The organism is Pseudomonas sp. Irchel s3a12 (genome assembly GCF_900187485.1).
Classification (GTDB): domain Bacteria; phylum Pseudomonadota; class Gammaproteobacteria; order Pseudomonadales; family Pseudomonadaceae; genus Aquipseudomonas; species Aquipseudomonas neuropathica.
The window spans coordinates 178782-205112 of the sequence record NZ_FYDN01000011.1; the positions used below are offsets into that span (position 1 = coordinate 178782).

Annotated in this window: 18 protein-coding genes; 7 read left to right on the plus strand and 11 right to left on the minus strand. The window is 59.0% G+C overall.

Going from position 1 to position 26331, the window contains the following annotated elements; all coding sequences use genetic code 11:
- Positions 1-30 precede the first annotated feature (30 nt).
- The gene (treP, locus tag CKW14_RS19575; RefSeq protein WP_095125902.1) at positions 31-1473 is read right to left on the minus strand and encodes a PTS system trehalose-specific EIIBC component; all 1443 of its coding nucleotides are present in this window, start codon (positions 1471-1473) and stop codon (positions 31-33) included.
- A 235-nt stretch (positions 1474-1708) separates the two neighbouring features.
- On the opposite strand from treP, the gene treR reads away from it, so the two are divergent.
- From treR to CKW14_RS19590, 3 genes are all read left to right on the plus strand, one after another.
- Positions 1709-2413, plus strand: coding sequence for a trehalose operon repressor (gene treR, locus CKW14_RS19580; protein ID WP_095048339.1), 705 nt, complete (start codon positions 1709-1711; stop codon positions 2411-2413).
- A gap of 101 nt (positions 2414-2514) precedes the next feature.
- Positions 2515-5601, plus strand: coding sequence for a membrane-targeted effector domain-containing toxin (locus CKW14_RS19585; protein ID WP_095125903.1), 3087 nt, complete (start codon positions 2515-2517; stop codon positions 5599-5601).
- A gap of 254 nt (positions 5602-5855) precedes the next feature.
- The gene (locus CKW14_RS19590) at positions 5856-8996 is read left to right on the plus strand and encodes a membrane-targeted effector domain-containing toxin (protein ID WP_095125904.1); all 3141 of its coding nucleotides are present in this window, start codon (positions 5856-5858) and stop codon (positions 8994-8996) included.
- Between the two features lie 76 nt (positions 8997-9072).
- On the opposite strand, the gene guaA is transcribed toward CKW14_RS19590, so the two are convergent.
- The 4 genes from guaA to CKW14_RS19610 all read right to left on the minus strand — a co-directional run bounded on the left by guaA (position 9073) and on the right by CKW14_RS19610 (position 13788).
- Positions 9073-10650 carry a glutamine-hydrolyzing GMP synthase gene (gene guaA / locus CKW14_RS19595; protein WP_093430638.1) on the minus strand — a complete coding sequence of 526 codons (1578 nt, stop codon included), beginning with the start codon at positions 10648-10650 and terminating at the stop codon, positions 9073-9075.
- Positions 10651-10749: 99 nt separating this feature from the next.
- Entirely contained in the window at positions 10750-12219 is a 1470-nt protein-coding gene (gene guaB, locus CKW14_RS19600; RefSeq protein ID WP_034156270.1) for an IMP dehydrogenase, read from the minus strand.
- Positions 12220-12335: 116 nt separating this feature from the next.
- The gene (locus CKW14_RS19605) at positions 12336-12884 is read right to left on the minus strand and encodes a sugar ABC transporter ATPase (RefSeq protein ID WP_095048343.1); all 549 of its coding nucleotides are present in this window, start codon (positions 12882-12884) and stop codon (positions 12336-12338) included.
- A 136-nt stretch (positions 12885-13020) separates the two neighbouring features.
- On the minus strand, positions 13021-13788 hold the full coding sequence (locus CKW14_RS19610; RefSeq protein ID WP_095048344.1) for a sulfite exporter TauE/SafE family protein: 768 nt from the start codon (positions 13786-13788) through the stop codon (positions 13021-13023).
- A 100-nt stretch (positions 13789-13888) separates the two neighbouring features.
- Between CKW14_RS19610 and CKW14_RS19615 the strand changes: the two genes are divergently transcribed.
- From CKW14_RS19615 to leuA, 4 genes are all read left to right on the plus strand, one after another.
- Positions 13889-14833 (plus strand): LysR family transcriptional regulator, encoded by a 945-nt coding sequence (locus CKW14_RS19615; RefSeq protein WP_095125905.1) that lies wholly within the window; start codon positions 13889-13891, stop codon positions 14831-14833.
- A gap of 85 nt (positions 14834-14918) precedes the next feature.
- Positions 14919-16298 (plus strand): exodeoxyribonuclease VII large subunit, encoded by a 1380-nt coding sequence (gene xseA / locus CKW14_RS19620; protein ID WP_016984362.1) that lies wholly within the window; start codon positions 14919-14921, stop codon positions 16296-16298.
- Positions 16299-16301: 3 nt separating this feature from the next.
- Complete coding sequence (locus CKW14_RS19625) at positions 16302-17123, plus strand: M23 family metallopeptidase (RefSeq protein WP_095048346.1); 822 nt, start codon at positions 16302-16304, stop codon at positions 17121-17123.
- 464 nt (positions 17124-17587) lie between these two features.
- A complete protein-coding gene (gene leuA, locus CKW14_RS19635; protein ID WP_007916856.1) occupies positions 17588-19267 on the plus strand; it encodes a 2-isopropylmalate synthase in 1680 nt (559 codons plus the stop codon).
- Between the two features lie 168 nt (positions 19268-19435).
- On the opposite strand, the gene CKW14_RS19640 is transcribed toward leuA, so the two are convergent.
- The 6 genes from CKW14_RS19640 to hisS all read right to left on the minus strand — a co-directional run bounded on the left by CKW14_RS19640 (position 19436) and on the right by hisS (position 26320).
- A complete protein-coding gene (locus tag CKW14_RS19640) occupies positions 19436-20227 on the minus strand; it encodes an amidohydrolase (RefSeq protein WP_095048347.1) in 792 nt (263 codons plus the stop codon).
- Positions 20215-21363: a pyridoxal phosphate-dependent aminotransferase gene (locus CKW14_RS19645; RefSeq protein WP_095125906.1), complete on the minus strand. Its 1149-nt coding sequence runs from the start codon at positions 21361-21363 to the stop codon at positions 20215-20217. Before CKW14_RS19645 ends, CKW14_RS19640 begins: the two co-directional genes overlap by 13 nt.
- 234 nt (positions 21364-21597) lie before the next feature.
- Entirely contained in the window at positions 21598-23067 is a 1470-nt protein-coding gene (der, locus tag CKW14_RS19650) for a ribosome biogenesis GTPase Der (protein WP_093430647.1), read from the minus strand.
- Between the two features lie 136 nt (positions 23068-23203).
- Positions 23204-24355 (minus strand): outer membrane protein assembly factor BamB, encoded by a 1152-nt coding sequence (gene bamB / locus CKW14_RS19655; RefSeq protein WP_034156262.1) that lies wholly within the window; start codon positions 24353-24355, stop codon positions 23204-23206.
- Complete coding sequence (locus CKW14_RS19660) at positions 24348-24989, minus strand: tetratricopeptide repeat protein (protein WP_095125907.1); 642 nt, start codon at positions 24987-24989, stop codon at positions 24348-24350. Before CKW14_RS19660 ends, bamB begins: the two co-directional genes overlap by 8 nt.
- Before the next feature lie 41 nt (positions 24990-25030).
- Entirely contained in the window at positions 25031-26320 is a 1290-nt protein-coding gene (hisS, locus tag CKW14_RS19665) for a histidine--tRNA ligase (protein ID WP_016984369.1), read from the minus strand.
- Positions 26321-26331: the final 11 nt, after the last annotated feature.

Sequence of the window (26331 nt, forward strand, 5' to 3'; positions counted from 1 at the left end):
GGGAGCGAGCCTGCTCGCGAAAGCGATTGTTCAGGCAACCCGATAACCGGGCCGGACAATCTTCATGCTCAATGCACAGGTCAAAACAAACGGCACGAGCATGGCAATCAGCATCCCCAGCACAAACATCGGGATGTACTGCGGGATGATCGAGATGAACCCCGGCAGTCCGCCGACGCCGATGGCCGAGGCCTGAACCTTGTTCAGCGACAGGAACACGCAGCCCAGTGCCGAACCGGTCAGCGCGGCATAAAACGGAAACTTGTAGCGCAGGTTGACGCCGAACATCGCCGGCTCGGTGATACCGAAGTAGGCAGAGATTGCCGAAGTCGACGCCATGCTCTTGTCCCGTGCATTACGGGTCATCCAGAACACCGCCAGGGCGGCACTGCCCTGAGCAAGGTTGGACATGACGATCATCGGCCAGATGAAGGTACCGCCCTGGGTCGAGATCAATTGCAGGTCGACCGCGAGAAACATGTGGTGCATGCCGGTGATCACCAGCGGCGCATACAGCAGACCGAAAATGGCGCCACCCACCATTGGTGCCAGGTCAAACAGCATGACCAGCCCTTCGGTGATGAAGATGCCGATGTGGCGGGTTACCGGGCCAATCACGGCCAGCGCCAATACGCCGGTAACGACGATGGTGGTGATCGGTACCACGAGTAACTGAATGGCGTTGGGCACGCGCGCGCGCAGCCATTTTTCGATGACGCTCATTACGTAAGCGGCCAGCAGAATCGGCAAGATCTGCCCCTGATAGCCGACCTTTTCCACCTGAAACAATCCGAGAATGTCGAAGTACGGCAACTGCTGCCCGTCCAGCCCGGCCACGGCCTTGCCGTAGTTCCAGGCGTTGAGTAGATCCGGGTGCACCAGCATCAGACCGAGCACGATGCCGAGGATCTCGCTGCCGCCAAAGCGCTTGGCCGCCGACCAGCCCACCAGCGCTGGCAGAAACACGAACGAGGTGTTGGCCATCAGATTGATCAGGCTCCATAGCCCATCGAGTTTCGGGTAGGCATCGAGCAGGGTCTGCCCGTCGATGAACATGCCTTTGGCACCCAGCAGATTGTTGATGCCCATCAGCAGGCCGGCAATGATCAGTGCCGGCAGAATCGGCATGAACACGTCGGAAAACACCCGCACCAGACGCTGCATGGCGTTGATTTTTTCAGTGCTTTTTTGTTTGACGTCAGCGATCGTCGACGCCGCGAGACCGGTCTGACGACGCAGTTCGGCATAGACCTTTTCCACTTCGCCCGGACCGATCACCACCTGATACAGGCCACCGGTAAAGAACGAGCCTTTGACCAGGTCGATCTGGTTGAGCATGGCACTGTCGACCAGGCCCGGATCTTTCAGGGCCAGCCGCAACCGCGTGACGCAATGGGCGGCCTGTTCGAGGTTGTCGCTGCCGCCGAGGCTTTGCAGCAATTGCCTGGTGATGTTCGGATAGTCGTGGCTCATGCTAGTTCTTCCGCTATGGATTGTTGTTATTGGCAGCACGCCGAAGCGAAAAATACTCGTCTGTACGAGTTAATGCAACAACTCGTACAGACGAGTTTGTTTATGTATGTTCCTGCCAGACCGAAGGCGAATTTTCCTACCCTGCCTTAGGGTGATTTCCATCGCCCACATGGACAAAGCCCTACCCTGGCCTTAAGGTTCGAAGCTTTGAGCACAGTCGGCACCGAGCCTACCCATGAGCAAATACAACCAGATCTATAGCGATCTGCTGGCCAGCATCACGACTGAACGCCTGGAGCGCGGCGCACGCCTGCCTTCCGAAACCGAACTGATGGACAGCTATCAGGCCAGCCGAGGCACGGTGCGCAAAGCCATTGAACTGCTTCAGGAGCGCGGCTTTGCGCAGAAAATCCACGGCAAGGGCACCTTTGTGCTTTCGACCAACCCGATCGAATTTCAGCTCGGCGGCATCGTCAGTTTCCAGGAAACCTATCCGCGCCTGGGCAAAGATGTCAGCACCGAAGTGGTCGAGCTGAGCCAGATCCCGCTCGAAGGTGCCCTGCTCGAGCACATCCATGCCGAACCCGGCAGCCTCATCACCCGAATCAAACGTGTGCGGCGGATCGACGGTAAACGCGTGATCCTCGACATCAACCACTTCGTCAGCGAAGTGATTCCCGGCCTGTCCCTCGACATCGCCGAGCAATCGATCTACGCCCATATCGAGCAGACCCTGCAGCTACAGATTGCCTACGCCCAACGCACCATCGAAGCGGTGCCGCGCAGCAAGGATGATCAACTGCACCTGGACCTCGATGGCCAGAGCCATGTGATCGTGGTCAGCAACCAGACCTTCCTCCAGGACGGGCGTCAGTTCGAGTACACCGAATCCCGCCACACCCTCGACAAATTCTACTTTTCCGACGTGGCACGGCGCTGACCCCGACACGTTTCCAACGATCATGTGCGGTATATATGTAGTGCACTCCTCTTGAGCGAATCGGCCATGCTCGGCCTTCATTTCTCAAGGATGGAGAAAGCATGTACGCCACCCAACAAAGCCTTCTGCCTAACGCGGCAGACAAGGCAGCTCTGAAGCGAATCGCCTATACCGTCGTCCACAATTGCCCCGGACTGCAGGACGCTGCCCATGAAGCCGCCCGTGATCTGCTGGAAGCAAAAGGCCTGTCGAGCCTCGACCCGGATGAGGTTTATTTCCATCGCTTCAAGACGGCCCAGAGCAGCACTCGCTCGTTTACCGGCTGGGAGCACATCCGCGAGAAACCCTACGAATCGATGACCCTGACACAGCTGGTCATTCATCGTTTTCGTGCCACCGACCAGGACAACGCCGACCTGCCCGATCTGTACGGTGGCTTCTACAGCGAAGGTCCGCAGGGCGAAAATTTCGACGAAAAAAACCAGGTGTGCCTGCACGGCAACGAGGTCTTGAAGGCGTTCTGGAGCCTCGATTTCAGTGGGTACTACAGCGCCACGCTGACGGACTTCTGGAACAGCCACGGCGAGGATTTCCGCACCTTGGCCAAGTGCAATTTCCTTAGCCGTGCAGTGCAGGCGTTGGACCTTGGGCAACTCACCCGCAGTGACTTTCAATGGCTGGTGGACTCAGTGGTGGGACCGGTTAGCTGGCCGGTCACCCTGAGCATGTTGCAATCAAGCCACACGACAACGGGGGATGTGTTCGCCTTCGACATTGACGGGCATATCTCCACGCAATTGCTACGCTTCGTCGATTCTGCCGGTCGGCAGATTATCTATCTGCCGAGTGCGACCGCAGCGTTCGTGGTCAAGGAAACGCCGGCAGACCTGCATTGGTGGGTTCTGGATCAACTGAACGACGCCAAACGCCGCGCGACCTTCCTGGAGCATTTTGCCCTCGCCGATCGTCAGCACATGAGCGAGAACATGCCCGATCTGATGAATCGGTTGGTGGCCACCTGGGGCCGGGCCGACCATCACCTGATCAACCGCACAAACCAGGAACTGAGCGATGATGCATTCAGTTGGCTGCGCGACTCAACACGTCAGGCGATGTTTGCTGAAGCCCACCTGTCTCTGACATCCAATGGCGATCTGCGCAAGAAACTGTGGATCGGCTATCTGAGTGCGGGCCTCAAGGTATTTGCTCCGATGGCCACTGTCGGTTGGCCGCTGGCGTTACCGGTGATTGGCGCCACCCTTGCGAGCATGGGTCTGAATATCGATCAGGCGCAAAACGGCAAGACAAGGGCCGAACGCAAGGCCGGCGTGCTGGGTGCGGTTTTGAGTGGTATCAATCTGTTATTCAACCTTCCATTGCTGATCGGCACCGGGCCGATGCTGGAGGTTGGCGCCGAGGTCGAGGCTGCAGAAGCCGCCGAGATGGCTGAGTACAGCGAAACCTGGAATGCCTCTGCCAAAGCCGATTACCAAGAGCCGATCATGGTGCCGGACGATGCCGACATCACCCTGCCAAATGTCGATGAAACGACGCTAATTCCGGCGCAAAACGCCCTACCGCCTCCGGTGCCCGAACGTTACCAATGCAACGAGCTGCTTGATGGCACAGCACTCGGCGAAGAGTCCGGGAAGTTCCACGGTGTCTACCGCCTCGACTCGGATCCGCCCTATGCCATTCTGATGAATGACACGCCGTACTATGTGCGCTACTTCGCCAACGCTCACGGCAACGGCGACTGGGCGATCGTCGACCCTGAGCGCCCAAACCAGCTTGTCCACGCGCTGCCTGTCCGTCTCAATGGCGAAGGAGAATGGGAGCGCATGCCAGCCTTGGGTCTCAAGGGTGGCGGCCAGTGCATGGGCAAACAATGCACTCCGGATCTCGAACTCGACACCTTCGAACCTGCCTCGCCCGAAACGCCCGTGCAACCGGCAGAAGAACCGCAACCCTCGACATCGAGGCCCCCACGCCCGGTGACCAGTGCCTTTGACATCGAACCGTCGGTACGCCGTTCGATAAAAGCCTGGGCGTTAAACCTCAACGAAACCCATGCCCGGTTGCAGCCCGACGGTGCCGGCGGTTTCGCCATGGACGATCCGTTCGAGTTGTATGCCGCCGGCAAACGCCAACTTCTGCAAAGTTCAGCCCGAGGTTTTTTCAAGAACCTGCCGTGGGTCATCCAGCCCCCGCGCCCGGTGATACCCGAGATCAACCGGCTGATGCCACTGACCGATCTTGTCGATGGCGTTTTTGAAAGTGCCTCCGGACTGGTGGTCGGAGAAACCCTTGATCGCATTGCCAGCATGGGTTTTCTGATCGAAAACATGCCGGCGCTGGCCCGACACGTGAAAACCCTCTACCTGCGCGGCCTGCTCAGTGACTTCGCTCAAGTGGAACTGAACCGCTACTTCACCAGCGGCAATATGACTGCGGATTTACACACTTACTTGAACAGTCTGGGCACCGATCCCGCCGGTCGATTCAACCCACTGGAACTGGTCCAGGTCGCGCGAGCGAACGGGGTTCGGATTCAGGCGATCGATTGCGCCGCCAGCTACAAAATGAAAACACCGCTGCCCTCCGTCGACGAGCAAATGATGAACACCTTCCTGACCAACGACATCATGACCGGTGACGTCTACCTCAACAGCCCGGGAAAATGGATCGTAGCAACCGATGCTCACAGCACCAATACCTTCAGAGGACTGCTGGGCATCAGTGAACTGAAGGGGGGAATAGGCTTGCGAATCGATGAAGTCGGCGCCGGTGAAGAGCTGGGCGTGGATGTCGATCCGGGTATTGAAGTACCACGCGGCAGCTCGCCCGGCGGCACTGTCAGACAAGGAAATCCAGACTTTCTGCGCGCCGATCTGCGCTTGAAAATGCCCGCACCCGAGGTGACCTGGACCGAAGAAACGCTGGAGAATCTGTTGTACAGGCGCGGCATGTATCTGTTCGAAAAAACAGGTGAGCGCTACACGCTGATCCACCGCAGCAAACAAGGCATGCTGCAACGCACACCGATCACTCGATCGAGTGACGGCAAGGTCTCCCTCCACCGACCTGCGTGGCAGCGGGTGAATGACATCGCATTCGCCAACCTGAAGGACATGTCTCAACGGTTGTCCGATACCGGGCTGATATTGCGTAGCCGGATCCCTGATTGAGGCTCTCCGGTTAAAACTGAGCAAGGAAGGCCCGACAACGAAAAATGCCAGTCAGCAAAACTGACTGGCATTTTTCATCAACCTTCCTCTGCACTTGCGAATCCAGCTAGCGCCTGGAGGACGCCGGACAAACAGCCCTCCTCCATCACCCCACTCTATTATCAATAGGGGAGCAATATGCGGTAGCCGGGTAGTGCACTGCCCTTGAGCGAATCGGTCATGCTCAGTCTTTGTTTCTCAAGGATGAAGAACGCATGACCTCCCCCGAACGACGTCTCCTGCCAAACGCTGCGGACAAAACCGCCCTCAAAGCCATTGCTGCGACGATCGTGCAGACCTGCCCGAGTCTGCTCGACGCTGCCCATCAAGTTGCCAACGAAATACTGGCGGACAACGGACTGTCCGGCCTCGATTCCGACCGTGTTTACTTCCACCGTTTCAACACGGCGCAGAGCAGCACGCTGACCTTCACGGGTTGGGAACATTTGCTGGAAAAGCCTTACGAAACGCTCACCCTCACACAGTTGGTGATCCATCGCTTTCGCGCGACTGATCAAGACAACGCAGATCTGCTTGGTCTTTACTGCGGGTTCTACTCGGATGGCCCGGAGGCAGAAAACTTCAATCAGAGCAATGAAGTCCGGTTGCTGGGCAGTGATGTGCTGAAGGCGTTCTGGGACGTCGACTTCAGCGCGCGCTACATAGGCCAACTGACGACTTTCTGGCAAACCTCGTCGGATAACTTCCGAGCCCTGGCAAAGTGCAACTTTCTCAGCCTGGCGGTGCAGGCGCTGCAACAGGGTGACCTTGACGGAACTGACTTTCAGCGCGTCGTCGTCTCGGTAATCGGGCCCGTCACCTGGCCCGTTACCTTGCCAATGCTGCAAGCGTTACACCCGGTCGGTGCTGAAGTGCGGGCGCTGGATCTCGATGGCCACGTAGCCTCCAATGCACTGCGTCTGGTGGAAGACAGTGGCCGCCAGACCCTTTACTTGCCAGGCGAAGCCCAGACATTCCTCTTGATGGAGAATGAAGCGGATCTGCATTGGTGGATGCTGGAGCAGATGAATTCAGAGGACAAGCGCACGGCTTTTCTCAAGCATTTCCCGCTGGCTGACCGCAATCACTTGACCGAAAACCTCACCGATCTGATGAACCGCCTGGTGAGCACTTGGGGTCACAGCGATCATCAAATGATCAATCGCAGCAACGTCGCGATCAGCGGTGACGCATTCACTTGGTTGAGCGAGTCGACACGTACGGCCATGGTTGCCGAGGCGCACCTTGTACTCACTTCCAACAGTCAATTGCGCAAAAAACTCTGGATCGGTTATTTGAGTGCCGGTCTGAAAGTATTCGGCCCGATGGCAGCGGTGGGCTGGCCTTTGGCGTTGCCTTTGATTGGCGCCAGCATCGCGAACATGGGATTGAACATCGATCAGGCCATCAACGGCACCACGCCAACCGAACGCAAGGCCGGAGTTACCGGCGCAGTGCTGAATGCGATCGACATTGTGTTCAACATTCCGTTTCTGATCAGCACGGGCGCGCAACTTGAAGTGGGCCCGCAGGTGGAGTTTGCCGAAGCGCAAGAAATGCTCGGGTTGGTCGAGTTCACTGCGCCTGACGCACCCTTCTTGCCGCCTGTGGATCAACCGCCAGTCGCGACGATTGATCCACAGGCGACCGTTGAGCTGGCAAACGAAATCGCCACCGAGACCACCATCGCATCCACCCGGCAGTTGGCCACGGCGGCTGCGCGCCAAGGTTGGTCTGTTCCAAAGATTCCTGCCAAATATCGATGCAACGAGCTACTTGCCCAGCGTTCTGCAGAGGCAGCTCCAGGCAAGTATGAGGGCATTTACCGCCTGGACAAGGAGCCGGGCTATGCCATCGAAATAGAGGGTGCGGCTTACTACGTGCGCTACTTTGCCGAATCCGAAGACACTGGCCACTGGGCCATCGTCAATCCCGAGCGACCCAATCAGTTCGCTTACTCGTTGCCAGTACGCTTGAGTAGTAGCGGCAAGTGGGAACGCATACCCGCGTTGCGCCTCAGGGGAGGCGGCCAATGCGTGGGCAAGGCCTGTTTACTGGGCATTGACCTGCCCTCGTCCTCATCCTCGGCCCCAGCCTCATCAACCCCGTCAGCGGAGCTTCCCCTCGTTGAACCGGTTTCACCAGTTGCGCGACCACTGCGTCTGGTTACGCCCCTGAACGACATCGTAGGAATGGACATTGCGAAAATGAAAAGATGGGCAATGAACCTGCCCGAGACTTTCGCCGAGCTCTCCAGCGCAAACCGTGGTAACCCATCAACTGCCGATACGTACGCGGCCTATTTTCGCGAAAAACGCTCGTTCCTGCTAAACGAGGCCAAAGAGTATTACTCAGAGCTGAACTGGACCAACCTGCCCGCACGGCCAGTCATCCCGCCAATCGATGCCGAGATGCAGACGGCTGAGTTGATTGATCGCATCTTTGCCAATACCGATGGACTGGTCGTCGGCGAAACCCTTGATCGCATCGCCAGCATGCGTTTCATGATCGAAAACATGCCGGCGTTCGCACGGCATATCGACACACTTTATGTACGTGGTTTGCTGAGCGATTTTGCCCAGGCAGACCTCAACGACTTTTACCTGTCGGGAGAGATGTCAGAGGATCTTCGAGGCTACTTGTCCAGCCTGAGTACCGACCCTGATGACCGATTCAACATGCTCGAACTGATCAAGGCTGCCCAGGCCAATGGCATCCGCAGCCATGGTCTTGAAGTCGCACACAGTTACAAACTGAAAATACCGCTGACTTCGATCGAAGAGCAGATGATCCACGCCCGGCTCGCCTCTCAAATCATGTGGGGTGACGAGCTCCTTAACAGACCCGGAAAATGGGTTGCCCTGGTCGAGGCAACGAACACCAACGCTTTCAGAAATCTGCCAGGCATAAGCGAACTCAGGGGCGGCATCGGTTTACGTATTGAAGAAGCGGTGCCCAGCGAAGTGCCCGGAGTCAGTATCGACCCGGGACTGAAAGTCACTCGGGGCCCGTTTGATAACGGGGCAACGACGCGCAACTCATCCGATATTCTATTCGCCGATCTGCGCTTGCAGATCGAAACACCTATGCCGCAATGGACTGAGGCAGCAGAGAACACACTCCTCAATCGCAACGGCATGTTCATGCTCAAAAAAATGCAAAATACCTACATGCTCGTGCGTCGCGACAGCTCCAGCAATATCGTTCGAACAATAGTAAATTGCAGGAATGGTCAGTTTTACATCTGGGCACAGTCGATGCCCCGGATCAGCGGCATCATGTTCCGTAACCTCGGCGCTTTATCCCAGCGCCTGATAGAGATCGGCCTGACCCTGCAAAGTCGCTTACCCAACTAACCCGTTTTCAAGGCATGAAACGAAAAAACCCTTGGCTTCAGGCCAAGGGTTTTTCGTTAATCAACGAGTAGTGAGATCATTCCCACTCAATCGTCGCCGGCGGCTTGCTCGACACGTCGTAAGTGACGCGAGAGATGCCTTCGATTTCATTGATGATGCGGCCGGATACGGTTTCCAGCAGTTCGTAAGGCAGGTGAGCCCAACGCGCGGTCATGAAGTCGATTGTTTCTACAGCACGCAGGGCCACAACCCAGGCGTAACGACGGCCGTCGCCAACAACGCCAACCGATTTCACTGGCTGGAACACGACGAAGGCCTGGCTGACCTTGTGGTACCAGTCGGCTTTGCGCAGTTCTTCGATGAAGATGTGGTCAGCGCGACGCAGCAGGTCGGCATATTCCTTCTTCACTTCACCGAGGATGCGCACGCCCAGGCCCGGGCCCGGGAACGGGTGACGGTAGACCATGTCGTACGGCAGGCCCAGCTCCAGACCCAGACGACGAACTTCGTCCTTGAACAGTTCGCGCAGTGGCTCGACCAGTTTCAGGTTCATCTCTTCCGGCAGGCCGCCCACGTTGTGGTGCGACTTGATCACGTGGGCCTTGCCGCTTTTCGCGCCAGCCGACTCGATCACGTCCGGGTAGATGGTGCCCTGAGCGAGGTACTTGATGTTTTCCAGTTTGTTCGACTGGGCATCGAATACGTCGATGAAGGTGCGACCGATGATCTTGCGCTTCTTTTCCGGGTCAGCTTCGCCGGCCAGGTTGTTGAGGAACTGCTCTTCAGCGTTGGCGCGGATCACCTTGACGCCCATGTTCTCGGCGAACATGGCCATCACTTGCTCGCCTTCGTGCAGACGCAGCAGGCCGTTGTCGACGAAGACGCAGGTCAGCTGGTCGCCGATGGCTTTGTGCAGCAGCGCAGCAACTACCGAAGAGTCAACGCCGCCGGACAGACCCAGCAGCACGTTGTCGGTGCCGACCTGTGCGCGGATGTTGGCGATGGCGTCTTCAGCGATCTTCGACGGGGTCCACAGGGCTTCACAGCCGCAGATGTCGAGGACGAAGCGCGACAGGATGCGACCGCCCTGCTTGGTGTGGGTTACTTCCGGGTGGAACTGCACGCCGTAGTAGCCACGGTCGTCGTTGAACATGCCGGCGATCGGGCAGCTCGGGGTGCTGGCCAGAATGTGGAAGTCTTCCGGCATCTTGGTGACTTTGTCACCGTGGCTCATCCATACGTCGAGGCCGAACAGGCCGTCAGCGTCAATGTGGTCTTCAATGCCGTCGAGCAGGCGGCTCTTGCCGACCACGTCAACGCGGGCGTAACCGAACTCACGCAGCTCGGAACCTTCAACCTTGCCGCCCAGTTGCTCAGCCATGGTCTGCATGCCGTAGCAGATACCGAAAACCGGTACGCCCAGATCGAACACTGCCTGTGGGCAACGCGGGCTGTCGGCGACGTGCACGGACTCGGGGCCGCCGGCGAGGATGACGCCTTTAGGAGCGAATTCGCGGATCGCATCTTCGTCCATGTCGAACGGGTGCAGTTCGCAGTACACACCGATTTCGCGCACGCGGCGGGCGATCAGTTGGGTGTATTGCGAGCCGAAGTCGAGGATCAGGATGCGGTGAGCGTGAATATCGAGGGCCATGATTCAGTCTCGTCTAAGTCGTTCAGAAACAGTCGTGATTCAGAAACAACTCGGGGCTGAATCAAACAGCCCCGGTTGCTTTGCTTGTTGCTTGAAGGCTCAACCTACGCGGTAGTTTGGCGCTTCTTTGGTGATCTGCACGTCGTGAACGTGGGATTCGGCCATGCCAGCGCCGGTGATCCGTACGAACTCAGGCTTGGTGCGCATTTCTTCGATGTTGGCGCTACCGGTGTAGCCCATCGAGGAACGCAGACCGCCCATCAACTGGTGAATGATCGCGCTCAGGGTGCCTTTGTAAGGCACACGGCCTTCGATGCCTTCCGGAACGAGTTTCTCGGCACCTGCCGAGGAGTCCTGGAAGTAACGGTCGGAGGAACCTTGAGCCTGGGACATGGCGCCCAGCGAACCCATGCCGCGATACGCCTTGTACGAACGGCCCTGGAACAGTTCGATTTCGCCCGGCGCTTCTTCAGTACCGGCGAACATCGAGCCCATCATCACGCAGGAAGCACCGGCTACGATGGCCTTGGACAGGTCACCGGAGAAACGGATACCGCCGTCGGCGATCAACGGTACGCCAGTGCCTTCAAGGGCAGCGGCGACGTTGGCGATGGCACTGATTTGCGGGACGCCGACACCGGCGACGATACGGGTGGTGCAGATCGAGCCAGGGCCGATACCGACCTTGACCGCATCAGCGCCAGCTTCGGCCAGAGCCTTGGCTGCGGCGCCGGTGGCGATGTTGCCGCCGATCACCTGCACTTCAGGGAAATTCTCTTTAACCCAGCGAACGCGGTCGATCACGCCTTTGGAGTGACCATGCGCGGTGTCGACTACCACGACGTCCACGCCAGCGTTGACCAGAGCCGCTACACGGTCACCGGTGTCTTTACCCGTACCGACCGCAGCGCCAACGCGCAGACGACCTTGATCGTCCTTGCTGGCCAGCGGGTAGGCTTTGGCTTTTTCGATGTCTTTGACGGTCATCATGCCTTTGAGGGCAAACTTGTCATCGACGATCAGAACTTTTTCCAGACGGTGCTTGTGCAGCAGCTCGCGGACTTCGTTCTTGTCGGCGCCTTCACGCACGGTGACCAGACGCTCTTTAGGCGTCATCACTTCACGTACGGTGGCTTCCAGACGGGTTTCGAAACGCACGTCACGGGAAGTGACGATGCCGACCAGGTCGCCATCGTGCAGGACCGGAACGCCGGAAATGTTGTGCATGCGGGTCAATTCGAACAGGTCACGTACCGTGGCATCAGCCTCGATGGTGATCGGATCCTTGACGACGCCGGCTTCGAACTTCTTGACCTTACGCACTTCGGCAGCTTGCTGCTCGATGGTCATGTTCTTGTGGATAATGCCGATGCCACCTTCCTGAGCCATGGCGATTGCCAGACGGGCTTCAGTGACGGTGTCCATTGCAGCAGAAACCAGAGGAATGTTCAGCTCGATGCCACGGGTAAGGCGGGTCTTGAGACTGACTTCGTTAGGAAGCACCTCGGAATAACCAGGCACTAAGAGAATGTCGTCGAATGTCAGAGCTTCTTGGCTGATACGCAGCATCGCGGGGGCTCCCGAGCGGGAAAATGGAAGCGCGCCATTATAGTCATCCACCCCCTGCTGTTCAATGTAAAACTCAGCTTAATATCAATGTTGCTGATATACGGAGACCCCCGCCGCTACAGCTCCACCTTGACCCAAGAGACAGGTTGATCGAGCCAATCGGCGAACTCATCGATAAAGCTCTGCTTGAAGCCCGCCTCCAGCCAGTTATTGAAGATGAAGCCGAGGTTGGAAAACCCGCACTCCTGCAGGTACAGGAAGCCGTTGATGTCGTCTTCGTGACCGCATTCCGGGCAGGTGAAGTTGTCGGTGCGCCCCGGCATCCAGTCTTCGAGGCTTTCAAACAGCGCTTCGCCGATCTCGCGACGACACTCGGCACAACCAGCCTCTTCGAGAAAGCCCTTGGCCGGCGTGTAGATGCAGCGTTTGGTGACGATCTCCAGCCCGTTGATCGGCTCACCAAATGGCAGCGCTTGCGGGTGCAGGACCACGGCGCGGGCGCCATCGGCAATCGCGTAAGCCATGCGGTTGCCGGTGCGGCCACAGGTTGTCAGCTCTTCTTTGATGATGTTCTTGCGCACCAGCCAGCGCACGATCGCCCGGGCCCGGGGTTCGTGGACCGGCAGGGTGGAGATTTTCGGGACGATGATGCTTTGCGAATTCATGGGAAATCCTGCGGTGTGACTTCTGACGCCTTCGCGAGCAGGCTCGCTCCCACAATGGCATGCAGTTCCCTGTGGGAGCGAGCCTGCTCGCGAAGAGGCCCTAAAGGCCGGCAGCTTAATCCCTGACAAAATCCGGTCAAGTGCTGAGGTAGCGTCCGATCAACGCCAGCCCGCTCGCCAGCACCAGCCATGTCACTAGCCGCACAAACGCCTCGCGCGACAACTTCATGGTCAAGCGCCGCCCGATCCACAACCCCAGCACCATGGCCGGCAACAAACACAAGGCCAGCATCAATAAGGGTAGCTCGGCATACACACCGGCGATGGCAAACAGGCTCAAACGCACCACCGTGCTGCAACTGATCAGCGCACTTTGCGTCGCCCGCGCAGCGTCTTTCGGCAGTCGACTGTTGAGATAAATCGCATATAGAAAGCCACCACTGCCAAACAGCGCGCCGAACAACCCGCCCACCGTGCCCATCGGCACTGCCCAGGCCGCCGACAATTGCGCCGGCCGGGCTTTGACCCACAGGCTGTAAACCGCATAAGCGCTGATAAACAGGCCCATCAACAACAGCAACAGATCGGATTTCAGATTAAGCAGGAAAATCACTCCCAGCGTGCAGCCCAGCGCCATGCACGGCAGTAGCCGCAACAACTCCGGCTTGGCCACATCCCGCCGCGACGGCAGCAGGTTGCCGAACGCTGCAACGAAATCCAGTAGCACCAACAGAGGCACAATCTTCGACAACGGCATGAACAGAAGCAGAATCGGCCCCGCCACCAGTGCGGTGCCAAATCCGGCAATGCCGAACACGATGTAAGCCGATGCGATGCCCAACCCAATCACAGCCCAGCCGCCAGCGCCCCACGCCCATTCACTCAACAACCCCGCCACACTCATCGATCCGCTTCCTTAATAAGCCTGAGATGACTTTAGCCAGCGCCGAGGGTTGCGACTAATATCTTCAAAGTCGATCACCCATCTCAAAAAGGCATAACTGGTGCTTTCAACCCGTCAACTGCGTTACTTCGTCGAAATCGCCGACTGCGGCAGCTTCAGTGCCGCCGCTGAACGTTTATTCGTTGCGCAATCGGCGCTGAGCCGGCAGATCAAGGACATGGAGACGCGCCTGCAGACCCCGCTGTTCGAACGCACCGCGCGCCAGCCTCGCCTCACAGCAGCGGGCGAAGCGTTTTTGCCGCGAGCAAAAAATTTGCTCAATGAGCTGAGCAAGGCTAGCGCCATGGCCACCGAAGTCGGCAATGGCCAGCTCGGCACCTTGCGCCTCAGTCACTCCAGCACTGTGTCTATCAGTGGCCGGCTGCTCAGTGATCTCGGCGCTTATCTGCAGCAACAGCCTGGCGTGTCACTGGATATCGGCAAACTCTCTTCGGAAGCGCAACTGGAAGAACTCGTCGAAGGACGCCTCGATGTCGGCCTGCTGCGCCTGCCAGTGTTGCGCCAGCGCGAAGGTATTCAGATTGTGCCGCTGTTTACTGAACGGTTGCTGTTGGCAGTGCCGATGAATCATCGATTGGCCGAGGCTGAGCGTGTCGACCTGGCCCAACTGAAGGACGAGGCATTCATCTCGATCCCGCATCCGCAACGCGGCGGTCTGAGTTATCTGTGTGCTGAATTGTGCATGCGTCAGGGCTTCTTTCCGCGAGCGGCGCGGGTCATGTCGCGCAAGACCACCCAGCTCCAGCTGATTCAGGCCGGATTCGGCATCGCCCTGCTGCCGGAATCGATGCAGGACATCGCCCCAAGCGGCGTACGATTTCTGCCGCTGACCGATCCCGATTGCCAAAGCACCGTCGCCCTCGCCTACCGGCAGAATCCGACCCCGCTGATCCAACACTTCCTCCAGACCTTCACCAATCCCCCTCGTGGGAGCGAGCCTGCTCGCGAAAGCGGACTGTCAGCCACTGAAGATGTCGAAGGATAAGAAGCTTTCGCGAGCAGGCTCGCTCCCACAGGGTTTTGTGCGGTGTCATGGTGATTCGACGGCAAATGCCTTTAAACTGCGCCCCATGATTAAAGATCCCTTTGCAAGACTTGGCCTGGACCGTGAGGTCCTGACCGTCAGCCAGCTCAACGGCCGCGCGCGGGTGTTGCTCGAAGACGTGTTCAGCAACATCTGGGTCGAAGGCGAAATCTCCAACCTCGCGCGCCCGGCGTCCGGCCACATCTATTTCACCCTCAAGGACAGCGGCGCGCAGGTGCGTTGCGCGCTGTTCCGGCAGAACGCTGCGCGAGTGCGTCAGGCGTTGAAGGACGGCCTGGCGGTGAAGGTGCGTGGCAAGGTTTCGCTGTTCGAAGGCCGTGGCGACTATCAGTTGATTCTCGACACTGTCGAACCTGCCGGTGACGGTGCACTGCGTCTGGCCTTCGATGCGCTGAAGGAAAAGCTCAGCGCCGAAGGTCTGTTCAGTGCCGAACGCAAAGTGCCGTTGCCCGCGCATCCGCAGCGCATCGGCATCATCAGCTCGCCAACCGGCGCGGTGATTCGCGACATCATCAGCGTATTCCGCCGCCGTGCGCCGCAGGTGCAACTGACGCTGATTCCGACTGCCGTACAAGGCCGGGAAGCCACCGCGCAAATCGTCCGCGCGCTGAAAATGGCCGATGCCCGTGGTTTCGACGCACTGATCCTCGCCCGTGGCGGCGGCTCGCTGGAGGACCTCTGGTGCTTCAACGAAGAAGCTGTAGCCCGTGCCGTTGATGCCTGCGTGACGCCGATTGTCAGCGCCGTCGGCCATGAAACCGATGTGTCGATCAGCGACTTTGTTGCCGACGTGCGCGCACCGACGCCGTCTGCGGCTGCCGAATTACTCGCGCCCGATTCCAGTCATCTGATCCGTCAGGTCGAAAGCCTGCATCGGCGCTTGGTGATGCGCATGCGCGACCGTTTGATGCGTGATCGTCTGCGCTTGGAAGGCATGGCCCGTCGCTTGCGCCATCCCGGCGAACGTCTGCGCCAACAGGCTCAGCGCCTGGATGATCTGGACATGCGCATGCGTCGGGCGTTCGAGCGCCATCTCAATACCCGTCGCGAGCGCCTGATCCGCCTGGAAACACGCCTCGCCGGCCAGCATCCGGGGCGGCAATTGGCGATGTTGCGCCAGCGACTCGACAGCCTCGCCGAACGCTTGCCTCGCGCCATGCGCGAAGGTCTAAAAAACCGGCGCCTGCAATTGCACAGTCAGATGCAGACGCTGCACGTGGTCAGCCCATTGGCGACGCTCGGTCGCGGTTACAGCATTTTGCTCGATGAGCGTGGCCATGCGATTCGCAACGCTGCACAGACCCACACCGGCCAGCGCCTCAAAGCCAAACTCGGCGAAGGCGAACTGCAAGTGCGCGTCGAGGACAATCACCTGACGCCTGTCACTCTCTCTTTACTGGACTGATCCATGCCGCGCTTTCTCGCTCCACTGTTTTTGCTCTGCCTGACCTTCAATGCCCACGCCGACAGTTACATCACCCGGCTACTGAACAAACCGGTGCCGGGCGGTGTGGCGGTGGTTGATCTGGGCACCGCCGCGCAGGCACCGAAAGCCACGTATCAGGGCAAACCGGTGCTGGTGGTGAAAGAGCAGAACAACTGGCTGGCGATTGTCGGCGTGCCGTTGACGGTGAAGCCGGGCGCGCAACAGATCAGCAGTGGCGGGCGCAATCTGCCATTCACCGTGGGTAACAAGAAATACCCGGAACAGCGCATCACCCTGAAGAACAAACAGCAAGTAAACCCGGATCAGTCGAACCTCAAACGCATCGAGGGTGAACTGGCCGAGCAGATCAAGGCGTATCGCAGCTTCAGCCCGAACACGCCGAGCAATCTGCTGTTGGACAAACCGGTGAACGGCCCGTTGTCGAGCAAGTTTGGTGTGCGCCGTTTCTTTAATGGTGAAGAACGCAATCCCCACGCAGGCCTCGACTTCGCGGTGCCGGCGGGCACGCCGATCAAGACCCCGGCGGCGGGCAAGGTGATCCTCACCGGCAATTACTTCTTCAACGGCAACACCGTGTTTGTCGATCACGGGCAGGGCTTTATCAGCATGTTCTGCCACATGTCGAAGATTGATGTGAAGGTCGGCGATCAACTGGCGCGAGGCGCGGTGGTTGGCAAAGTCGGCTCGACGGGCCGGGCAACCGGGCCGCACATGCACTGGAATGTCAGCCTGAATGATGCGCGGGTGGATCCGGCGATTTTTATTGGTGCATTTCAACCTTAAATATGTGTTGAGGCGACCGGCCGCTTCGCGAGCAGGCTCGGCCCCACACTGGATCTTATTCACAACAAAGATCCCCTGTGGGAGCGAGCCTGCTCGCGAAGGCGACCTATACAACACAGCAATACTCAATGAATCCCTAAAAACCTCAATTGCGCCCCAATCAAACCTCGCGCAAATATCACAACGATCAGCGATCTCTAGCGCAATAAAATCCCGCAAAAACTCTCTTTCCGGGTATTCCTCTCAATTTTTTCCGACTGCTTGCCATCCTCTGCCCTCGCGGTTAGGGTTGAAGGCATGAAAACCTCTCACACCCTCATTCAGCTTCGCCAGCACCGCAGCTTGTGCCTCGTCAGCGCACGACTGCCAGGCTGAATCGCTGCGCCTCGTCCCACGCTTTTCCCAGAACATTCGTAACACCGGCAGGCCGCCTTTTTTCGGCCCAGACAATAAGGAATTTCCCGATGAGCATGCTCAAAGATCCGTCTTCGAAATACCGCGCGTTTCCCGTCATCAACTTGCCGGATCGCACCTGGCCGTCGAAAACCATCGACACCGCGCCGATCTGGTGCAGTTCCGACCTGCGTGACGGCAACCAGTCGCTGATCGAACCGATGGACGCGGTGAAAAAGCTGCGCTTCTGGAAAACCCTGGTGCAGGTCGGTGTAAAGGAAATCGAAGCCTCGTTCCCGGCCGCTTCGCAAACCGACTTCGACTTCGTGCGTACCCTGATCGAAGAAGGCCACATCCCGGACGACACCACCATTCAGGTGCTGACCCAGGGCCGTGAAGATTTGATCGAGCGTACTTTCGAATCCCTGCGCGGTGCGAAAAAAGCCATCGTTCACTTGTACAACGCCACCTCGCCTTCTTTCCGTCGCATCGTCTTCAACCAGGACAAGGACGGTATCAAGGCCATCGCCGTGAACGCGGCCAAGCTGTTCGTCAAATACGCGGCGATGCAGCCGGACACCGAGTGGACCTTCGAATACTCGCCGGAAACCTTCAGCGCTACCGAGCTGGAATTCGCCAAGGAAGTCTGTGACGCGGTGATCGAGGTGTGGAACCCGACGCCTGAGCACAAGATGATCCTCAACCTGCCGGCTACCGTTGAGTGCGCGACCCCGAACGTCTACGCCGACCAGATCGAGTGGTTCGGCCGCAACATCAACCGTCGTGACAGCGTGATCATCAGCCTGCACACCCACAACGACCGTGGCACCGGCGTCGCCGCTACCGAGCTGGGCCTGATGGCCGGCGCCGATCGCGTCGAAGGCTGCCTGTTCGGCAACGGCGAGCGTACCGGTAACGTTGACCTCGTCACCGTCGCTCTGAACATGTACACCCAGGGTCTTGACCCGCAGCTGGACTTCTCCGACATCGACGGCGTGCGCAAAGTGGTCGAAGAGTGCAACCAGATTCAGGTTCACCCGCGTCACCCGTACGTTGGTGACCTGGTACACACTGCGTTCTCCGGCTCGCACCAGGATGCGATCCGTAAAGGCTTCTCCCAGCAGAAACCGGATGCACTGTGGGAAGTGCCGTACTTGCCGATCGACCCGGCCGACATCGGCCGCAGCTACGAGGCGGTGATTCGCGTCAACAGCCAGTCGGGCAAGGGCGGCATCGCCTACTTGCTGGAGCAGGAGTACGGCATCAGCCTGCCACGTCGCATGCAGATCGAATTCAGCCAGGTTGTGCAGCGTGAAACCGATCGTCTGGGCCTGGAGATGACCGCCAAACAGATTCACTCGTTGTTGATCAGCGAATACCTGCAAGCCAACACCCCGTATGCGCTGGTCAGCCATCGCCTGCAGGAAGAAAACGGCAACAGCGCCGTCGAAGTGGAAGTGGCAAGCAAAGGTCAGGGCGAAACCAACCTGCACTGGCGCGGCAAGGGCAACGGTGCACTGGAAGCACTCGTCGCTGGCCTGCCGATTCCGGTGGAGATCATGGACTACAACGAACACGCGATCGGCGCAGGCACCAACGCCAAAGCAGCGGCGTACATCGAGCTGCGTGTGAACGGCGAACGTGCAGTGCACGGCGTGGGCATCGATGAAAACATCACCACGGCCAGCTTCAAGGCCCTGTTCAGCGCGCTGAACCGCTCACTGAGCCAGCCTGAGGCGAAAGCGGCGTAATCGATCGCTGAAATGCAAAAGGCCCCGGCGTGCAAACTCCGGGGCCTTTTTTTGCTTGCGATCGTTCCCACGCTCTGCGTGGGAATGCCTCAAGGGACGCTCTGCGTCCAGTGACGCGGAGCGTCACGGGCTGCATTCCCACGCAGAGCGTGGGAACGATCAGTTACCTCAGGTGAACTCGAAGGTGTCGGCATCCAGATTCGCCGGAAAGCGCTCGCGATACGCCGCCAGTGACGTCGCCTCCAAAACCACCTTGAACACCCCGTCCGCCTCCCCCGCCGCCAGCAAGGTTTCCCCCTGGAAATCCAGCACCTGACTGTCACCGGTGTAGGCGAAGCCCTTACCGTCCGTGCCGACGCGATTCACCGCCGCCACATAGCAAAGGTTTTCGATGGCTCGCGCCGGCAACAGGCGATTCCAGTGCAGACGCCGCGCGCCCGGCCAGTTGGCGGTGTACAGCAACAGATCAGTGTCGTGCGCATCGCGGCTCCACACCGGGAAGCGCAGGTCGTAGCAGATCAGCGGACGGATGCGCCAGCCCTTGAGTTCGAACTGCACCTGACGTTCGCCGGGGGTGTAGTGATTGTGCTCGCCGGCCATGCGGAACAGGTGACGCTTGTCGTAATGCAACACTTCACCGTCCGGTCGCGCCCATAGAAGGCGATTGCGATGGCTGCCGTCGGCGGCCTGAATGATCACGCTGCCGGTAATGACTGCATCGAGCTTTGCCGCCTGAACCCGCAGCCATTTGCTGGTCGGGCCATTCTCGGCTTCGGCAAGGGTTTCGGATTCCATGGAGAATCCAGTGGTGAACATTTCCGGCAGGATGATCAGATCCGCCCCCCACGCCTGCTCCAGCAACACCTCGAAATGTTCAAGGTTGGCCTGGCGGTCATGCCAGGCCAGGCTGGTCTGGATCAGCGCCAGGTTCAGATCAGGTAACGCACTCAGATCACGCATAGTTTTGCCGCCGCTTCACGCAACGTCTCCTCGCGTTTGGCAAAACACAGGCGCACCAGGCGCTGGCCTTGCGGTGGGTTCTGGTAGAACACCGACACCGGAATACTCGCCACGCCGTGTTCGCGGGTCATCCACATGGCCATCTCGACGTCATTCAGGTCAGGACGGATCTGCGAGTAATCGACCAACTGGAAGTAGGTGCCAGTGACTCGGGTGAAGGTGAAGCGCGACGGCGCCAGCAGATCGCAGAACAGATCGCGCTTAGCCTGATAGAAACCCGGCAACTCTTCGACGTGTTCCGGGTGCTCGGCCATGTAATCGGCCAGCGCATATTGCAACGGCGTGACGCCGCAGAAACTGACGTACTGGTGGACCTTGCGCAGTTCGGTGGTCAGCGCTGGCGGCGCGACGACGTAACCGGTTTTCCAGCCGGTGACGTGATAGGTCTTGCCGAACGAGCTGACCACGAATGCGCGCTGATACAGCTCTTCATGGGCCAGCACGCTGACGTGCGGCACGCCGTCGAACACCAGGTGTTCGTAGACTTCATCGCTGATCAGGTAGATGTCGCGACCACGGATCAACTCTGCCAGTTGATCGAGTTCGGCACGACTGATCAGCGCGCCGCTCGGGTTGTGCGGGGTGTTGATGACGATCATTTTCGTGCGCGGACTCAGGGCAGTAGCGAGTTGATCGAAATCGATGGAGAAGTCGTTCGGATTCAGTTGTACATGTACGCAACGACCGCCCGCCAACTCCGTCGCCGGTTCGTAGCTGTCGTAGCACGGATCGAACACGATGACTTCGTCGCCGCTGTGGATAACCGCCTGAATCGCACAAAAGATCGCCTGGGTCGCGCCTGGCGTGACCGTCACTTCACTGTCGGCACTGACTTGCACGCCATAGCTGCGAGCGATTTTCGCCGCAATCTGCTCGCGCAGCGCCGGCAGGCCAGTCATCGGTGAATACTGGTTGTGGCCACTGGCGATGTGCCGACCGACCGCATCACGCAGGGACTGCGGGCCGTCGAAGTCAGGAAAACCCTGGGACAGGTTGATCGCTCCGGTCTGGGCCGCGAGCTGAGACATCTGCGTGAAAATAGTGATGCCGACATTCGGCAGCTTACTGGTGATCATCGGGGGTTCCCTGCTCAACACCCGGCTCTGACGACGGCGCGGGAGAGCCCGAGGATAGCCCATCCGGCGCCCATAAAAAAAGGGCGCCGGATGGCACCCTTCTCTCATGTTGATCGTTCCTACGCTCTGCGTGGGAATGCAGCCTTGGACGCTCTGCGTCCACCGCTTATGTGACGCAGAGCGTCACGGGATACATTCCCACGCGGAGCATGGGAACGATCAACGAGCCGCACCTTACTTCTTGTCGCGGCGCTTCTTGCTGGCTTTCTTGTTGTGCGACATCAAGCGACGCTTCTTGTTGACCTGGCGGTCGGTCAGCGTGTTCTTGTTGCCTTCGTACGGGTTCTCGCCGCCCTTGAACTCGATGCGGATCGGCGTACCGACCAGCTTCAGCACACGGCGGTAAGTGTTCTCCAGATAGCGCACGTACGACTTCGGCACTTTCTCGATCTGGTTACCATGGATCACGATGATCGGCGGGTTCGCACCACCCAAGTGGGCGTAGCGCAGCTTGATCCGGCGGTTGTTGACCATCGGTGGCGCGTGCTCGCCCACCGCGTCTTCCAGAATCTGGGTCAGACGGTTGGTCGGCCAGCGGGTGACCGCCGACTTGAACGAGTTCTGTACGGACGCGTAGAGGTTACCCACGCCAGTGCCGTGCAGGGCCGAGATGAAGTGGATGTCGGCGTAGTCAACGAAGAACAGGCGACGTTGCAGCTCGACCTTGACGAAGTCGCGCTCGCTCGGCGTCATGCCGTCCCACTTGTTGATCGCGATCACCAGTGCACGACCGGATTCGATGGCGAAGCCCAGCAGGTTGAGGTCGTGATCGACCACGCCTTCGCGGGCGTCCATCACGAAGATCACCACGTTGGCGTCTTTGATCGCCTGCAGGGTTTTCACCACGGAGAATTTTTCGACTTCTTCGTGGATCTTGCCGCGCTTGCGCACACCGGCGGTGTCGATCAGCGTGTACTTCTCTTCATTCCGTTCAAACGGGATGTAGATACTGTCGCGAGTGGTGCCCGGCTGGTCATAGACGATAACCCGGTCTTCACCGAGCATGCGGTTGACCAGCGTCGACTTGCCGACGTTCGGACGACCGATGATGGCGATCTTGATCCCGTCTTTTTCGCTCGGGCCAGGAATGCGTTTGGCTTCCTCGCCTTCGGCAACGATCTCTTCTTCGCCGTCTTCCGGCTCTTCTTCGTCTTTGGGGAAATCACCCAAGGCGATTTCCAGCATCTGGGTGATGCCACGGCCGTGAGCACCGGCGATCGGGATCGCGTGGCCCATGCCCAATGGAGCGAATTCAGCGCGGGCCATTTCCGGGTCGATGTTGTCGACCTTGTTGGCGACCACGTAGGAACGCTTGTTACGTTTGCGCAGGTGTTCGGCGATCATCTGGTCGGCGGCGGTGAAACCGGCCTTGGCATCTACCAGGAACAGCACAACATCCGCTTCTTCAATGGCCAGCAGCGACTGCTCGGCCATTTTTTCGTCCATACCGTGCTCGTCACCGGAGATACCACCGGTGTCGACCAGAATGTAGGAACGCCCTTGCCACTTGGCCTCACCGTACTGGCGATCACGGGTCAGACCGGACAAGTCGCCGACGATGGCGTCGCGAGTCCTGGTCAGGCGGTTGAACAAGGTGGACTTGCCGACGTTCGGTCGGCCCACCAGGGCGATTACGGGAACCATGCGGCTCTCCACTTCGTTATTTCAGAAAATACAAAAGCCGCTGCGAGGCAGCGGCTGGTGCTCGGGGCAACGCCTGTTAGCGCTGCAAGCCCCATGAATCCGGGGCCGCCTGGGGGTTTAACCCCAAGCATAGTTGTTACTTGATGGTCAGGGCTTCCAGTTTGCCGCTGTTGCCATAGACATAAATCGTGTCACCCACCACCAGCGGACGGGCACGCAGGCCGTCGCTGTCGATGCGCTCACGGCCGACGAAACGACCGTCAACCTGGCTCAGCAGGTGCAGATAACCTTCCAGGTCACCGACTGCAACATAGCTGGAGAACACTTCCGGAGCCGACAGTTGACGACGAGCCAGCGAATCGTTGCTCCACAATGCTGTGGTGGAACGTTCGTCGACGCCTTCAACGGTGCCCGAGGACAGGCTCACGTAAACGCTACCGAAACCCTGAGCGATACCGGCGTAGCTCGACGCATCGCGCTGCCAGAGTTGACGACCGCTTTCCAGATCCAGTGCCGCCACGCGACCCTGATAGCTGGCAACGTACAGCGTACCGCCGGACAACAGCAGACCGCCGTCGATGTCGACTACGCGCTCCAGTTCCGAACGACCTTGTGGAATCGCGATCCGTTGTTCCCAGACCGGCACGCCGTTGGAAATGTCCAGAGCGACCACTTTACCGGTCGACAGGCCAGCCACCGCGAGGCGGTTGGTAACCAGCGGTGCGCTGGTGCCACGCAGGGTCAACACGGCCGGGGTGCTGTCATACACCCAGCGCTGAGTACCGGTGGAAGCATCCAGACCGATCAGACGATCGTCCTGAGTCTGTACCACCACCACGTCGCCGTTGTTGGCTGGCGGCGCGAGGACTTCGCTGTTCACACGAGCGCGCCACTTCTCTTCACCGTTGCTGGTGTCCAGAGCAACGACTTCGCCGCGCAGCGTACCGATCAGAACCAGACCGTAACCCACGCCAACGGCGCCGGAGACAGGCAGGTCAAGATCCTGCTTCCATTTCACGTCGCCATTGCCGCGATCCATGGCCATCACCACGCCGGTTACATCGGCGGCGTAGATGGTGTCACCGTCGATCGCCGGCACCAGCATGTTGTAGGTTTCGCCCTGACCGTCACCGATCGAACGACTCCACTGCTTGTGCAGAACCACTTCTTCTTTGAAGTCGGTCAGTTCAGCCGGTGGCAATTCTTTCTTGCTGTTGCTGCTGCAACCCGCGGCCAGAAGGGCCAGAGCCAGCAATGCTGCATGCTTCCAACGGATCACGTCACGCATCCCCTTTGGCCAGGTCGTCGAGCTTGATTTGAAGGCCACCGACCGCCGCTTCATCCGACAGTGCCGCCTTGGCTTTTTGATACGCCTTGTTCGCGTCATCGGTACGGCCCAGCTGTACCAGCAGGTCGCCCTTGAGTTCTTCGCGAGTGGCCATGAATGCTTTGTCGGCATCACCGTCGAGCAGTTTCAGGGCATCTTCAGCCTTGTTCTGCGCGCCGAGTACCTGCGCCAGACGCTGACGGGCGATTTCGCCCAGCGCCGGGTTGGCCGGTTTGTCGACAATGGCTTTCAGTTCGGCCGCGGCGTCATCCAGCTTGCCGCTGTCGACCGCCACTTTGGCGACGAACAGGCTGCCGTACTGCGCGTAGGCGGAACCGCTGAATTCGCTGTTGAGCTTGCCGGCCAGATCCGCAACGCGGGCCGCATCAGGCTTGCCGTCAGGCGTCAGCGTGGTTTCCAGCAGTTGCTGATAGAGCACCGAGGCGCCTTGCGACTGGTTGCTCTGATACTTGTGATAAGCCTGCCAGCCGAACACGATGACCAGCGCCAACAGGCCGCCAGTGACCAGAGGTTTGCCGTTGCGTGTCCACCAGTCCTTCAAATCCGCCAACTGTTCGTCTTCGGTACTCGACACCCCAATACTCCTTAATCGCTAAATCGGCTGTTTGGACAGCTTCAACCCTGCACGACGCAGGTGGCCAGGTGAGCGGCGAGCGCATCCCAGGCAATGCTTTGTTGTTCGCCCTGGCCACGCAGGGGTTTGAAACCTACCACTTGCTGGGCCATTTCGTCGTCACCGAGGATCAGTGCGTACAGCGCACCGCTCTTGTCGGCCTTCTTGAACTGGCTTTTGAAGCTGCCGGCGCCGGCATTGACTTGCAGACGCAGGTTTGGAAGTTGATCACGAACACGTTCAGCCAGAGCCAGACCGGCCAGCTCGGCTTCTTCACCGAAGGCGCACAGATAGACATCGACCTGACGGGAGATTTCTTCCGGGATCTGCTCCAGGGTTTCCAGCATCAGCACCAGACGTTCGATGCCCATGGCGAAACCGACGCCGGTGGTCGGCTTGCCACCCATTTGCTCGACCAGACCGTCGTAACGACCGCCCGCACAAACAGTGCCCTGGGCGCCGAGTTTGTCGGTGACCCATTCGAATACGGTTTTGCTGTAGTAATCGAGGCCGCGCACCAGTTTCGGGTTGAGCACGTAAGGAATGCCGACGGCATCCAGACGCGCTTTCAAACCTTCAAAGTGCGCACGGGATTCGTCGTCGAGGTAATCGGCCATTTTCGGCGCATCGACCAGCACCGCTTGAGTGTCGGCATTTTTCGTGTCGAGCACGCGCAGCGGGTTGGTTTTCAGGCGACGCTGGCTGTCTTCGTCGAGTTTGTCGTGGTGCGCCGAGAGGTACTCGACCAGCGCTTCACGATAACGCCCACGGGACTCGCTGGTGCCGAGGCTGTTGAGCTCGAGCTTGACCGCATCACGAATGCCCAGCTCGCCCCACAGACGCCAGGTCATGGTGATCAGCTCGGCGTCGATGTCCGGGCCGTCGAGGTTGAACACTTCCAGACCGATCTGGTGGAACTGACGATAACGGCCTTTCTGCGGACGCTCGTGGCGGAACATCGGGCCGATGTACCAGAGTTTCTGCACCTGGCCACCGCCGGTGATGCCGTGCTCGAGTACGGCACGCACGCACGCCGCGGTGCCTTCCGGACGCAGGGTCAGGGAGTCGCCGTTGCGGTCTTCGAAGGTGTACATCTCTTTTTCGACGATGTCGGTCACTTCACCGATCGAGCGCTTGAATAGCTCGGTGAATTCAACGATCGGCATGCGAATCTGCTTGTAACCGTAGTTATCCAGCAAACGCGCAACGGTGCCCTCGAAATAACGCCACAACGGGGTCTGCTCGGGCAGGATGTCATTCATGCCACGAATGGCTTGCAGAGACTTGCTCACTTTAAATCCTT